General features: G+C 68.4%; 13 protein-coding genes. 6 read left to right on the forward strand and 7 right to left on the reverse strand.

The window, feature by feature from the left end; translation table 11 throughout:
- The first annotated feature begins 17 nt into the window (after positions 1–17).
- The gene (locus AC1HFW_RS14590) at positions 18–836 is read left to right on the forward strand and encodes a transporter substrate-binding domain-containing protein (RefSeq protein ID WP_238890458.1); all 819 of its coding nucleotides are present in this window, start codon (positions 18–20) and stop codon (positions 834–836) included.
- Positions 837–854: 18 nt separating this feature from the next.
- Positions 855–1,958 carry a mandelate racemase/muconate lactonizing enzyme family protein gene (locus AC1HFW_RS14595; RefSeq protein ID WP_006390221.1) on the forward strand — a complete coding sequence of 368 codons (1,104 nt, stop codon included), beginning with the start codon at positions 855–857 and terminating at the stop codon, positions 1,956–1,958.
- Between the two features lie 35 nt (positions 1,959–1,993).
- Here AC1HFW_RS14595 and AC1HFW_RS14600 read toward each other — a convergent pair whose 3' ends face one another.
- Genes AC1HFW_RS14600 through AC1HFW_RS14615 form a run of 4 tightly spaced genes read right to left on the reverse strand, consistent with a single transcriptional unit; the run spans position 1,994 to position 6,270 of the window.
- A complete protein-coding gene (locus tag AC1HFW_RS14600) occupies positions 1,994–3,592 on the reverse strand; it encodes a GMC family oxidoreductase (protein ID WP_479286505.1) in 1,599 nt (532 codons plus the stop codon).
- Positions 3,593–3,601: 9 nt separating this feature from the next.
- A complete protein-coding gene (locus tag AC1HFW_RS14605) occupies positions 3,602–4,411 on the reverse strand; it encodes a shikimate dehydrogenase family protein (RefSeq protein ID WP_479284059.1) in 810 nt (269 codons plus the stop codon).
- A 56-nt stretch (positions 4,412–4,467) separates the two neighbouring features.
- Positions 4,468–5,454, reverse strand: a complete 987-nt coding sequence (locus AC1HFW_RS14610; RefSeq protein WP_479284061.1) for a transketolase family protein — start codon at positions 5,452–5,454, stop codon at positions 4,468–4,470.
- Complete coding sequence (locus tag AC1HFW_RS14615) at positions 5,455–6,270, reverse strand: transketolase (protein WP_006390225.1); 816 nt, start codon at positions 6,268–6,270, stop codon at positions 5,455–5,457. It abuts the gene before it with no gap.
- A gap of 180 nt (positions 6,271–6,450) precedes the next feature.
- Here AC1HFW_RS14615 and AC1HFW_RS14620 point away from each other — a divergent pair, with 180 nt between their 5' ends.
- The gene (locus tag AC1HFW_RS14620) at positions 6,451–7,155 is read left to right on the forward strand and encodes a GntR family transcriptional regulator (RefSeq protein WP_006387160.1); all 705 of its coding nucleotides are present in this window, start codon (positions 6,451–6,453) and stop codon (positions 7,153–7,155) included.
- 9 nt (positions 7,156–7,164) lie between these two features.
- Positions 7,165–8,232: a glycerol dehydrogenase gene (locus AC1HFW_RS14625; RefSeq protein ID WP_241068371.1), complete on the forward strand. Its 1,068-nt coding sequence runs from the start codon at positions 7,165–7,167 to the stop codon at positions 8,230–8,232.
- Between the two features lie 101 nt (positions 8,233–8,333).
- Here AC1HFW_RS14625 and kce read toward each other — a convergent pair whose 3' ends face one another.
- Genes kce through AC1HFW_RS14640 form a run of 3 tightly spaced genes read right to left on the reverse strand, consistent with a single transcriptional unit; the run spans position 8,334 to position 11,006 of the window.
- Entirely contained in the window at positions 8,334–9,269 is a 936-nt protein-coding gene (gene kce, locus AC1HFW_RS14630) for a 3,5-dioxohexanoate:acetyl-CoA acetone transferase (protein ID WP_006390227.1), read from the reverse strand.
- Positions 9,262–10,224: a 3-hydroxyacyl-CoA dehydrogenase gene (locus AC1HFW_RS14635; protein WP_479284064.1), complete on the reverse strand. Its 963-nt coding sequence runs from the start codon at positions 10,222–10,224 to the stop codon at positions 9,262–9,264. The genes kce and AC1HFW_RS14635 overlap by 8 nt, the downstream gene beginning before the upstream one ends.
- Complete coding sequence (locus tag AC1HFW_RS14640) at positions 10,224–11,006, reverse strand: SDR family oxidoreductase (protein ID WP_006390229.1); 783 nt, start codon at positions 11,004–11,006, stop codon at positions 10,224–10,226. Before AC1HFW_RS14640 ends, AC1HFW_RS14635 begins: the two co-directional genes overlap by 1 nt.
- Positions 11,007–11,338: 332 nt before the next feature.
- On the opposite strand from AC1HFW_RS14640, the gene AC1HFW_RS14645 reads away from it, so the two are divergent.
- Positions 11,339–12,538 (forward strand): ABC transporter substrate-binding protein, encoded by a 1,200-nt coding sequence (locus AC1HFW_RS14645; protein WP_006390230.1) that lies wholly within the window; start codon positions 11,339–11,341, stop codon positions 12,536–12,538.
- A 150-nt stretch (positions 12,539–12,688) separates the two neighbouring features.
- Entirely contained in the window at positions 12,689–13,555 is an 867-nt protein-coding gene (locus tag AC1HFW_RS14650; protein ID WP_479284066.1) for a branched-chain amino acid ABC transporter permease, read from the forward strand.
- Positions 13,556–13,557 lie beyond the last annotated feature (2 nt).

Consider the following 13,557-nt stretch of genomic DNA (forward strand, 5'->3'; position numbering starts at 1 on the left):
CACTGGAGACAACCCGCATGAACAAGCCCGTATTCCCGCCGCGCCTGCGCGCCGCTTTCGTCGGCCTGGCCCTGATCGGCGGCCTGGCCCTGTCCGGCGCCGCCCACGCCGACCAGCTCGACGACATCATGAAGGCCAAAAAACTGCGCGTGGCCATCGACCTGGGCGTGCCGCCCTATGGCATGAAGGACGCCGCGCTCAACCCCACCGGCTCCGATGTCGAGACCGCGCGCCTGCTGGCCAAGGGCCTGGGCGTCGAGCTGGAAATCGTGCCCACCACGGGCGCCAACCGCGTGCCATTCCTGCAGACCGGCAAGGCCGACATCGTCATCTCCAGCATGTCGGTCACGCCCGAGCGCCAGAAGGTCATCGACTTCTCAACGCCCTACGCCGCCATCCTGGCGGTGGTCGGCGCGCCCAAGGGCATGAAGCTGACCAGCGCGGCCGACCTGTCCAACAAGAAGGTCATCGCCACCCGCGGCACCACCAACGACACCGAGCTGACCAAGATCGCGCCCAAGGACGCGCAGATCATCCGCTTCGACGACGACGCCACCTCGATCACCGCGGTCGTCAGCGGCCAGGCCGACATCTTCGCCACCGCGCCCGCCCTGCTGCGTACCATCAATGAAAAGGCGCCCGCCAAGCAGATGGAATCGAAGTTCGTGATGCGCCTGAACATGCTGGCCATCGGCCTGCGCAAGAACGAGCCGGCGCTCAAGGACAAGCTGGACGGCTGGGTGCGCGCCAACCTCAAGAACGGCGAACTGAACACCATCTACAAGCAATTCCACGGCGTCGACCTGCCGCAGGAAGTCACCAAGACCGGCGGCTGACCCCGCACAGGAGACCCCATGGCCCGCATCGTTTCCGTCGACATCCTGCAGGTCGACCTGCAACCCAAGGTCAGGCGCACCGACGCCGTGCAGAGCTTCGAGCGCCAGGAAACCCCGATCGTGCGCATCACCGACGCCGATGGCGTCATCGGCACCGGCTACAGCTACACCATCGGCACCGGCGGCTCGTCGGTGATCCGGCTGCTGGACGACCACCTGGCGCCCCTGCTACTGGGGCGCGAGGCCGACGACATCGAACGGCTCTGGCGCGACCTGATGTACCGCGTCCACGCCACCACCGTGGGCGCGCTGACCTCGATCGCGCTGGCCGCCATCGACACCGCGCTGTGGGACCTGCGCGCGCGCCGCGCCCGGCTGCCGCTGCACCGGCTGGCCGGCGGCGCCAGGCCCGACATCCCGCTGTACACCACCGAAGGCGGCTGGCTGCACCTGGAGCCGTCGCAGTTGGTGGACGAGGCGCTGAAGGCGCGCGAAGGCGGCTTCGGCGGCGCCAAGATCAAGGTCGGCAGGCCGCACGTGGCCGAGGACGTGGCGCGGCTGGCGGCGGTGCGCGCCGCCGTCGGCGCCGGCTGGGACATCATGACCGACGCCAACCAGGGCTTCTCGCTGCCCGAGGCGATCCGCCGCGCGCGCTGCTTCGAGCCGTTGGACCTGGCCTGGTTCGAGGAACCGATCCACGCCGACGACGTGCAAGCCCATCGCCGGCTGAGCCAGTCCACCACCCTGCCCATCGCCGTGGGCGAATCGCTCTACAGCCTGTCGCAGTTCAAGGACTACCTGCAGAGCGAGGCCTGCTCCATCGTGCAGGTGGACGTGGGCCGCATCGGCGGCATCACGCCATGGCTCAAGGTGGCGCACATGGCGGAGGCCTACAACGTGCCGGTGTGCCCGCACTTCCTGATGGAAATCCACGTGGCGCTGTGCTGCGCGGTGCCCAACAGCCGCTGGCTGGAATACATCCCGCAGCTGGACATGGTGACCGAACACGGCATGCGCATCGAGAACGGCCGGGCCATCCCGTCGGAAGAACCCGGCCTGGGCATCGCCTGGGACTGGGACCGCATCGGCAAGCTGACGCTGCACCGCAGCCGCCACGGTTGAACTGAAGGCGCTTGCCCCGCGAGGGCGCCGCCCTCTCACGCGGCGGCGGCATCCTCCAGGATCATCTCGGCGCCGCGCTCGGCCACCATCATCACCGCCGCCTGGGTGTTGCCGGACACCATCTTCGGCATCACCGAGGCATCCACCACCCGCAGGCCGGCGATGCCATGGACGCGCAAGCGCGGGTCGGTGACGGCGCCGGCATCCGTGCCCATGCGGCAGGTGCCGATCGGGTGGTAGATGGTCTGGCCGTTGCGGCGCGCGAAATCCAGCCACTCCTCGTCGCTGTCGACCGCCGCCCCCGGGCTCAACTCGCTTTCCACATAGTGTTGCAGGGCCGGCCGCTGCACGATGCGCCGCGCCACCCGCATGCCGCCCACCAGGCTGTCGCGGTCGACCTGCGCCGACAGGAAGTTCGGCCGGATCGACGGCGCGGCCAGCGGGTCGGCCGATTTCAGGTGGATCGAGCCCACCGACTCCGGCCGCAGCTGCGCCACGCCGATGGTCATGCCCGGCGCGCGGTCGAGGATGCGCTCGGCCGCGTTGGCGTAACTGGCGTGCACAAAGAAGTACTGCACGTCGGCCGCCGGCAGGTCCGGCGCGCTCTTGACGAAGCCGTGCACCAGGCCCGTGCCCAGCGTCAGGATGCCCTTGTGGCGGGTGTAGTAGCGCGCCACCTGCTGCGCCAGGCGCCAGCCGCGCGACATCTCGTTGAGCGTCACCGTGTTCCTGACCCGCCAGTTCATGCGCGTGGCGAAGTGGTCGATGTAGTTCTCGCCCACCTGCGGCTGCGCGTGCACCAGCGCGATGCCGAAGGATCGCAGCAGCGCGGGGTTGCCCACGCCCGACAGCTCCAGCAGCTGCGGCGACTGCACCGCCCCCAGGCACAGCAGCGTCTCGCGCCGCGCCCGCACGGTGAATTCCTGGCCGTTCTTGCGGTAGGCCACGCCGACGCAGCGCTTGCCCTCGAACAGCAGCCGCGTCACGTGCGCGCCGCACTCCACCGTCAGGTTCTTGCGGCCGGCGGCGGGCTTCAGGTAGCCATCCACCACGCTCCAGCGGCGGCCGCGGCGCTGCACCACCTGGTAATAGCCGACCCCGTCCTGGCGGCCGGCGTTGTAGTCGGGATTGAGCGGCAGGCCGTCTTCCTGGGCCGCGCGCAGGAAGGCGTCGGACACCGGAAAGCGCTCGGCCACTTCCTCCAGGTGCATCGGCCCGGACTTGCCGCGGGTCTCGCCGCCGGGCTCAAAGCACTCGATCTTGCGGAACACGCGCTCGGCGGTGCCGCCGCCCCAGCCGGTGGCGCCGGCGGCCTCCCAACCGTCGTAGTCCTCTGGCCGGCCGCGCACGTAGATCATGCCGTTGATCAGCGTCGAGCCGCCCAGGCCCTTGCCGCGCGGCACGGCGATGGTGCGGCCGTAGACGTTGTCCTCCGGCTCGGTGGCGAAGCGCCAGTTGTAGTCCGGGTTCACCAGCAGCTTGGAAAAGCCCGCCGGGATCGAGATCCACATGCTGCGCGCCTCGTGCCCGGCCTCCAGCATCAGCACCCGGTGGCGGCCATCGGCCGACAGGCGGTTGGCCAGGATGCAGCCGGCGGTGCCGCCGCCCGCGATAATGAAGTCGTAGTCACCCATCATTCCGTCTCACGACTGCGCGGCCGGCGCCACGCCCATCATTTCCGCCATCAGCTCGATCTGCCCGGCCAGCATCGGCGCGCCGTAATGCACCTTGCAGCCGCGCGCCCGCGCCGCCACCAGCAGCGGCGTGTCGGCCGGCTGCATGATGACCTCGCACACCAGCTGGTTGGGCGTCAGCCGCGTGGTGTCCAGCGGCAGCGCGTCGTCCGGCTTCATGCCGAGCGAGGTGCCGTTGACCACCAGGTCATGGCCCGACGGATCGGCCGTGCCGACCGTGATGTCGGCCCCGGGATGCAGCGACAGGATGCGCGCCTTCAGGTCCTCGGCCTTGGCCGGCGTGCGGTTGGCGATGGTCAGCCGCGACACGCCCGCCTGCACCAGGGCGAAGCCGATGGCGTTGGCCGCGCCGCCGGCGCCGGCCAGGTAGGCGCTCTTGCCCTCGGGCGCCACGCCGTTCGTGCGCAGGCCGCGCACGAAGCCCTCGCCGTCCAGCATGTGCGCCACCAGGCGGCCATCGGCCTCGCGCCGCACCACGTTGGCGGCGCCGATCTTGCGCGCCACCGGCGTGGCGTCGTCGGCCAGCGCCAGGATCGCCGCCTTGTGCGGCATGGTGACGATCAGGCCGCCCAGGTTCTCCAGCCGGCGCAGCCCGGCCACCACCTCGGCCAGGTTGTCCGGCCGCGCATGGAACGGCACGCACACGCCGTCGAAGCCGATGCGGGCGAAATGCTCGTTCATGCGCTGCGGGGTCTTGACGTGGTAGATCGGGTCGGCAAGGATGCCGAACAGGCGGGTATTGCCGCTGATTTCCTTCATTGCTCTGTCTCCGTTTCGTGGCGCCGGCGTCCGGCGCCCTTGAATGCTGGCATGCCCTATCGCCGGATGAGTTCGCGCGCCACCGCCTCGATGCCGGCGCCGTCCAACCGGTAATGCGCATACAGCGTGGTGGGCGGGGCGATCAGGCTGTACTCGTCGTAGATGCCATGGCGCCGCAGCCGCGTGCCGCTGCCGGCATCGGCCAGCACCTCGGCCACCGCCGAGCCCAGGCCGCCCATCACATTGTGCTCTTCCACCGTCAGCAGGACGCGCGCCTGCCCGGCCGCCGCCAGCACCGCCTCGCGGTCCAGCGGCTTGATGGTGGGCATGTCGATCACGCCCACCGACAGGCCGTCCTCGCGCAGCCGGGCGGCGGCTTGCAGCGCCGCGTGCAGCGTGATGCCGCAGGCGATGATGTTCAGGTCGCTGCCGCGCGAATGGACGATGGCGCGGCCGAAGGTGAACGGCGTGCCGTCCTCGTAGACCTGCGGATCGCGGCCGCGGCCAATGCGGAAGTAGATCGGCTCGGGCCAGTCCACCGAGGCCTTGATGGCGGCGGCCAGTTGCGGGCCGTCGGCCGGCGACACCACGGTCAGGCCGGCGATGGCGCGCATGGTGGAGATGTCTTCGGTGGCGTGGTGCGAGGTGCCGTAGAAACCCAGGCTGATGCCGGTGTGATGGCCGATCAGCCGCACCGGCAGCTTGGTGTAGGCCACGTCCATGCGGATCTGTTCGCAGCACAGCAGGCCCAGGAACGAGGCGAAGGTGGCCACGAACGGCATGGCGCCGGTGGTGGCCAGGCCGGCCGCCGCCGACACCATGTTCTGCTCGGAGATGCCGAACTGCACGTAGCGGTCGGGATAGGCCGAGGCAAAGCGGTTCAGGCCGTTGGAATACTGCAGGTCGGCCGAGCCGGCCATCACCGGGTGCCCGGCCCGCGCCAGGTCGATCAGCGCGTCGGAAAGATACGACAGCCCGGGGTTCACCGCGTTCAGCGCGCGGTACTGCCAGGAATCGGGGGAAAGCGTCTGTGCCTGTGCCATTCAGATCTCGCGGGTCATGATTTCGTCGATGGCGGCCTGCGCGTCCTGCGGCGCCAGGTAGCCCAGATGCCAGCCGGGTTCGGTTTCCATATAGGAGACGCCCTTGCCCTTGATGGTCCTGGCGATGACGCAGGCGGGCCGCGCGCGCGCCTCGTCGGCGCGCAGGCGGCGCAGCAGCGCGGTCAGCGCCACCAGGTCGTGGCCGTCGACCTCGTGCACCTCCCAGCCGAAGGCCTGCCACTTGTCGCGCAGCGATTCCACGCCGATCACGTCGTCGACCTTGCCATCGAGCTGGTAGCCGTTGCGGTCGATGATGGCGACCAGGCGCGACAGCTTGTGGTGCGCGGCGAACAGCGCCGCTTCCCACACCTGGCCTTCCTGCATCTCGCCATCGCCCAGCATCACGAACACATTGAAGTCGCGCTGGCCCATGCGGCCGCCCAGCGCCATGCCGGCGCCGTTGGACAGCGCGTGGCCGATGGAGCCGGAGCTGAAATCGACGCCCGGCACCTTGGTCATGTCGGGGTGGTCGCCCAGCGGGCTGCCCAGGCGGGTGTAGCCGTCCAGCAACTCGTGCGGGATGAAGCCGTGGTCGGCCAGCACCGGGAACAGCCCCACCGCCGCGTGGCCCTTGCCCATCAGGAAGCGGTCGCGGTCCGGCCAGGCCGGCTCGCCCGGCCGCAGCCGCATCACGTCGTAGTACAGCGCGGCAAAGATCTCGGCGCACGAAAAGACCGAGCTGTAGTGCCCGACCTTGGCGATCTCGATCAGCCTGATGGTTTCCAACCGGATGTGGCGGGCTTTTTCCCGCAACATCCGGACCTCGTCTTCGCTTGGGTCTCCCCGGTCCTGGCGCATGGCGTCTCCTTCGCTCATTAGAATATATGATATATAATATACCCATCGCGCTTGAATTGGCCAGGGCGGGATAGAATTCAGCCGGGCGCCGTTTCACGGCTTCCGTCCATTCCATCGAACCCGCAAGCCTCGACCGTCATGCCCAGCCTTAAACCGGTAAAAAAAGAGAACCTCTCCGTCAAGGTCTACAACGAGATCCGTAACGCCCTGATCAACGGGCAGTACGAACCCGGAGAGCGCCTCATCATTGGCGAGCTGGCCCAGGAAATGGGCGTCTCGATCACGCCCGTGCGCGAGGCCATCTTCCGCCTCATCAGCGAACAGGGCCTGGAAATGCAGGCCGCCACCGCGGTCTACGTGCCCTATGTCAATTCGGAAAAGCTGCGCGAGATCCAGCAGATCCGCTTCCACCTGGAAGGCATGGGCGCGGCCGAGGCCGCCAGGAACATCACGCGCAAGCAGCTGGACAACCTGATCGCGCTGCAGAAGGACTTCATCTCCTGCACCTCGACCGACCCCAAGCGCGCCAGCTACCTGAACCGCAAGTTCCACTTCGGCATCCTGGAAGCCAGCAACAAGCCCATCCTGCGCAACACCGTGGAATCGTTCTGGGTCATCACCGGCCCGATCCTCAAAGTGTTCCACATCAAGACCGCCGGGCTCGACTACTCCCAGGACGAACACCGCCACGAGGCGGTGCTGGCCGCGCTGGAGGCGCGCGACCCGGAAGCCGCCACCAAGGCGATCCAGGCCGACCTGGTGTGGGGCGGCAAGATCATGATCGACTGGCTGGTCGAACGCGAAAAAGAACTCGACTACCGCCCGCCCGGGCCTCGCAAATAGGAAGATTCGATGCTGAAGATTTTCGGTGCTCCCGGCCGCTACATCCAGGGAGCCGGCGCGCTCGACGCGCTGGGCGGATACGCCGCCCTGTTCGGCCGCCGCGCCGCCCTGGTCATCGACCGCTACGTGCAGGGCGTGCTGGGCCCGAGAATCGAAGCATTGTGCGGCGCCCACGGCGTGGCGCTGACCGCCCTGCCGGTCGAAGGCGACATCACGCCCGATTCGATCGCGGCGCTGCGCGCGCAGGCCGCGGCCGCCGGCATCGACATGGTCATCGCGGTGGGCGGCGGCAAGGCGCTGGACGCCGGCAAGGCGGTGGCCAAGGCCGAGCACTGCCATCTGGTCACCGTGCCCACGGTGGCGTCGAACGACGCGCCCACCAGCAAGAACTACGTGCTGTACGACGCCCATCACAATCTCCTGGCGGTCGAGCACATGCTGTTCAACCCGACCATCGTGCTGGTGGACACCGCCGTCATCGCCACCGCGCCCGCGGCGTTCTTCCGCGCCGGCCTGGGCGACGCCATCTCGAAGAAATTCGAGGCCGAGCAATGCGCCCGCAATGGCGGGCGCAACATGTACGACGGCGTCCCGCCGCTGACCGCCCAGCTGATCGCCGACGGCTGCCTGCGCACGCTGCTGGCCGACGGCGCCGACGCGCTGGCGGCGGCCGGCAGCGGCCAGCCCACGCCCGCGTTCGAACGGGTGGTGGAAGCCATGATCCTGATGAGCGGCCTGGGATTCGAAAGCGGCGGGCTGTCGATCGCCCACGCGCTGACGCGCGGCCTGCCGAAGATCGCCGGCCTGGCCCACGCGCCGCACGGGCTGCAGGTGGCCGTCGGCCTGCTGGTGCAGCTCGACCTGGAGGCGCGCCAGGACGGCATGCTGGCCACCCTGACGCAGTGGTACGAACAGGTCGGCCTGCCCACCACGCTGAGCGCGCTGGGCGCGGCCGCGCCGTCGGACGCCGAACTGGCGCGGGCCGCCGAGCTGACGCTGGCCGCGCGCCATGCCGCCAATTTCGATCGCCCGCTGGACATCAAGACCCTCGTCAACGCCTTGCGCCGCCACGCCTGACCCGCGCCCGGCCGGACCTTCCGTCCGGCGCCAAGGCCCGCGAGCCATGCGCCGCGTCGGGGCGTCACCCCGCAATGCGGCGCTGGCGCGGCCGGCGCGTGTCAGAACGCCACGTTGTCGCCGCCCTTCAGGCCCAGCTTGGCGCGGGTCTCGGCCGGCGTGGCCACTTCCAGGTTGAGCGCTTCCAGGATGGTGCGGATGCGCTCGACCTGCGAGCGGTTCGACTCGGCCAGCTGGCCCGGCCCGATCCACAGCGAATCCTCCAGTCCCACCCGCACGTTCGAACCCATGGCCGCGCCAATGGTGGCCAGCGGCATCTGGTTGCGGCCGGCGCCCAGGATCGACCATTCGTACTCGTTGCCGAACAAGCGGTCGGCGGTGCGCTTCATGTGCATCAGGTCTTCCGGGTGCGGGCCGATGCCGCCCAGGATGCCGAACACCGACTGGATGAACGGCGGCGACTTCACCAGGCCGCGGTCGACGAAGTGCGCCAGGTTGTACAGGTGGCTGATGTCGTAGCACTCGAATTCGAAGCGGGTGCCGTTGGCGTTGCCCAGCTCCAGGATCGATTCGATGTCCTGGTAGGTGTTGCGGAAGATCAGCGAGCGGCTGTTCTCCAGGTGCTCGCGCTCCCAGTCGTGCTTGAAGTCCTGGAAGCGGCCCAGCATCGGGAACAGGCCGAAGTTCATCGACCCCATGTTCAGCGACGCCAGCTCCGGCTTGAAGGTGGTGGCCGGCCGCATGCGCTCCTGCACCGTCATGTGCGGACTGCCGCCGGTGGTGATGTTGATGATGGCGTCGGTCTCGGCCTTGATGCGCTTGAGGAACGGCTCGAACAGCGCCGGGTCCTGCGACGGTTTGCCGGTTTCCGGGTCGCGCGCGTGCAGGTGCAGCACGGCGGCGCCGGCGCGGGCCGCGCCGATGGCGGCCTCGGCGATCTCGTCGGCCGTCACCGGCAGGTGCGGCGACATGCTGGGCGTGTGGATGGCGCCCGTCACGGCGCAGGTGATCACGACTTTCTGCTTGGGTTTAGCCATTTTCGTCTCCGTTGTCTTGCTGTTGCTTGTGGCGCATGAGGCGCATCAGTTGTTCGTCGCGCCAGTAGCGGCGCGCCGTCAGGTCGTCGGCCGGCAGCAGGCCGCGGCGCTCGGCGGCCAGGGCCTCGACCAGGGCGCCGTCCCAGGGCACGGCTTGGCCCTGGGTGGCGCCGATGGATTGGTACAGGCCGCCGTAGCGCGCGCAGTAGTCGGCGATGCCGCCGGGCGCGTTCAGGTCGATGGTCTCGAACGGCCCCATGAACGACCAGCGCAGGCCCAGGCCGTCCTTGACGGTGGTGTCGATGTCCTCGGCGCTGGCGATGCCGGCGGCGGCCAGGCGGAAGGCCTCGTGCAGCAGCGCGCCCTGCAGGCGGTTGAGGATGAAGCCCTCGATCTCGCGCCGCATCGTCACGGGCTTCTGGCCGATGTCCAGCATGATGTCGCGCGCCGCCCGCATGGCGGCCTCGCTGGTCCACGGCGCCGGGCACAGCTCCACCACCGGGATCAGGTACGGCGGGTTGACCGGATGCGCCACCAGGCAGCGCTGGCGGCCGGGCAGGCCTTCGGTGAATTCGCTGGCGGGAATGCTGGAGGTGGAACTGCCGATGATGGCGTCGGGCTCGGCCGCCGCGTCCAGCTGCGCGAACAGGTCGCGCTTGAGATCGAGCCGCTCGGGCGAGTTCTCCTGGATGTAGCGGGCGCCGGCCAGCGCCTCCGGCAGGCTGGCGGCCACTTCGATGCGGGCGGCGGCCGCCGCCGCGTCGCGCAGCAGGCCGTGCGCCTGCAATTCGTCCAGCTGGCGCCGGATCAGCGCGCCGGCCTCGGCCAGCATGGCGGCGTTGACGTCGTACAGCCGCACCTGCCAGCCCTGGCGCGCGAACACGATGGCCCAGGCCTGGCCGATCAGGCCGGTGCCGATGATGGCGGCGCGGCGCCGCTGCGGGTCGGCCGCCATCAGTAGAGCTTCTGAGTGAAGCCGTCGACCACGATGGCCTGTCCGGTGACGCTGCGGGCGGCCTCGCTGGCATTGAACAGCACCATGTTGGCGATGTCGCGCGCGGTGACCATGCGGCCCAGCGCCGCCTGGTTCTCGTAGAGCGCGGCGATCTCGTCGACCGGCTTGTCCAGCGTTTTGGCCTTGGCTTCGATCACGGCGCGGATGCGCGGCCCTTCGACCGCGCCCGGCAGGATGGCATTGACGCGGATGCCGTGGCCGCCCAGCTCGATCGCCAGCGACTTGGTGAAGCCGATCACGGCCCACTTGGACGCCGAATAGACCGAGCGCCCGGCAAAGCCCAGGTGGCCCGCGGCCGACGACAGGTTGATCATGACGCCGGCGCGCGACTGCTTGAGCAGCGGGATGGCCTGGCGCGCGCACAGGAACTGGCCGGTGATGTTGACCGCCAGAGTGCGGTCCCAGTCGGCCTTGGAGAGCGTCTCGACGAAACCGGTGGGGCCGGCCACGCCGGCGTTATTGACCAGGATGTCCAGGCCGCCCAGTTGCTGCCGCACCGCCTCGAACAATGCCGCCACGCTGGCTTCGTCGGACACGTCGGCATGCACCGCGCGCACGCCGGGCAATTCGGCCGGCAGCGCGGCCAGCCGCTCGCGGTTGACGTCGCACACCAGCACCGCCGCCCCGGCGCGGTGGAACACCTGCGCCATTTCCAGGCCCAGCCCATCGGCGCCGGCGGTGATGAGTACCTTTTTTCCGGCGAAATCCACTTCCTCGAACATGCTCTTGTCTCCTGGATTCTTATGCTCAAACGCCTTTCGATCATATAGGATATATGATTCAAAGAGGAACTTTCTTGCCAGGATCCACGCCCGAAAAGGGTCCTCGAAACAGGACCCGCCCAGCGGAATTTGGCCCTTCCCCCAATGCAAAACTGCCCGCAAACGCTTTATTCATGCGGCTTGAGGGAAATCCCCGATTCAGCCGGACAAGTCCGGCACTAGAATCCAGGACGAGGTTTTCACACCCCGCCGGCGCATATATCATATATTCAAAAACAGACGGACGATTCACAAAGCAGTCCGCATCCCAATCCCACAAAGGAGCGTAGACCGTGTTCAAGATCAACAAATTCGCCATCGCGCTGGGCCTGTGCGGCGCCATGGCCAGCGGCGCCGCGGCGGCCGACATGAAGGTGGGCGCCCTCTTCCCGTTCAGCGGCGCCCTGGCGCTGCTGGGACAAGAGAGCTATCGCGGCCTGGAACTGGCCGTCAACGAAATCAATGCCGCCGGCGGGATCAACGGCGAGAAGATCCAGATCATCAAGGCCGACGCGGTCGACCCGACCCAGGCGGTGTCCGAGACCAAGCGCCTGATCTCGTCGAACGTGGTCGGCGTGTTCGGCAGCTACGCCTCGGGCATCTCGTACGCGGCCTCGCCCGTGACCGAACTGGCCGGCGTGCCCTACTTCGAGCTGGGCGCCACCGCCCACAAGATCACCACGCGCGGCTACAAGTACCTGTTCCGCAGCAACCCCAACACCGCGCTGTACGGCGTGTCGGTGGTCAACGCCCTGCACGACATCATCGGGCCGGGCATGGGCCTGAACCCCAAGGAAGTTCGCATCGGCATCATCCACGAGGACGGCCCCTACGGCACCGACGTGGCCGCCACCGAGAAAAAGCGCGCCCAGGAGCTCGGCTACACCGTGGCCGAAGTGCTGCCCTACTCGGCCAAGACGGTCGACCTGTCGTCGCTGATCCTGCGCCTGAAGGGCGCCAAGGTCGACGTGGTGCTGCAGACCGCCTACCAGAACGACGCCATCCTGTACTTCAGCCAGGCGCGCGCCGCCGGCTTCAAGCCCAAGGTGGTGATCGGCGCCGGCGGCGGCTACTCGCTGGCCGACACCGCCAAGGCGGTGGGCGCCGACATGAACGGCGTGTTCGACCTGGACTTCCCGCAATCGTCCATCAACCCGGCCGGCGCGCCGGGCCTGGACAAGTTCCTGGAAGCCTACAAGGCCACCTACAAGAGCGATCCGCAGTCCGGCCACAGCCTGACCAACTACGTCGGCGCCAAGGCCTTCTTCGAAGCCATCGCCACCGCCAAGTCGACCGACAAGGACAAGATCCGCGCGGCCGTGCTGGCGTACAAGAAGCCCGCCGGCCAGACCGCCAACGGCTGGGCCTTCGACTTCGGCGAGGACGGCCAGAACAACGCCTCGACCTTCTACGTGATGCAGTGGCAGGACGGCAAGCTGGTCACCATCTCGCCGGACAACCTCGCGCTCGGCAAGCCCGTCTTCAAGAAATAGAACGCCGGGGCCGCCAACCGGCAGGCCCGGCACGGCAAGCCAGCAAACCGGACGCTCGGGGGCGTCCGGCGTTTCACTGGGGCCCGCGGGCCCCGGTTCCGTCGGCCACGCCGCGGCGCCGGGGCGCACCCCGCTCTTAGAGGTTGCACCATGGATATATTCATTCAACTGGTCATCAATGGCCTGTTGCTGGGCGGCGCCTACACCATCATCAGCCTGGGGCTGACGCTGATCTTCGGCGTGGTCCGCGTCGTCAACTTCGCGCACGGCGAATTCCTGATGATCGGCATGTACCTGGTCTATCTGATCGCGGCGCAGTTCGGCGTGCATCCGTACATCGGCCTGGTGCCGGTGGCGGTCATCCTGTTCGCGCTGGGCGCGCTGACGCAGAAGGGCATCATCCAGCCGCTGCTCAACGCCGACCAGCACATCCAGATCTTCGCCACGGTGGGCGTGTCCACCATCCTGCTGAACCTGGCGCTGGTGATCTTCGGCGCCAACGTGTTCCGCGCCCCGGTGCAACTGGGCACCAGCGCCATCGACGTCGGCAACTACTCCATGGTCACCGGCCAGCTGGTGACCTTCGTGGTCGGGCTGAGCCTGGCCGTGCTGCTGCACCTGTTCATGCACCGCACCAACCTGGGCCGCGCGCTGCGGGCGGTGGCGCAGCACCGCTACGCCGCCACGCTGATGGGCGTGAACGTCAACAACGTCTACGCCATCGCCTTCGGCCTGGGCACCGCCTTCGTCGGCATCGCCGCGGGCCTGCTGGCGCCGCAGTACCCGGTGTTCCCGACGGTGGGCACGTATTTCGTGCTGACCGCCTTCGTGATCGTGGTGCTGGGCGGCCTGGGCAGCCTGTACGGCGCGGTGGCCGGGTCCATGATCATCGGCATCGTCGATACGCTGGCCGGCTACTACATCGCCCCCGACCTGAAAGAGGTCGTCTATTTCGGGATCTTCCTCTTGATCCTTGTCCTGCGTCCGACCGGCCTGTTCGGCGTCGGCACAGAGTGATC

This window comes from Achromobacter sp. ISS7 (assembly GCF_056523125.1).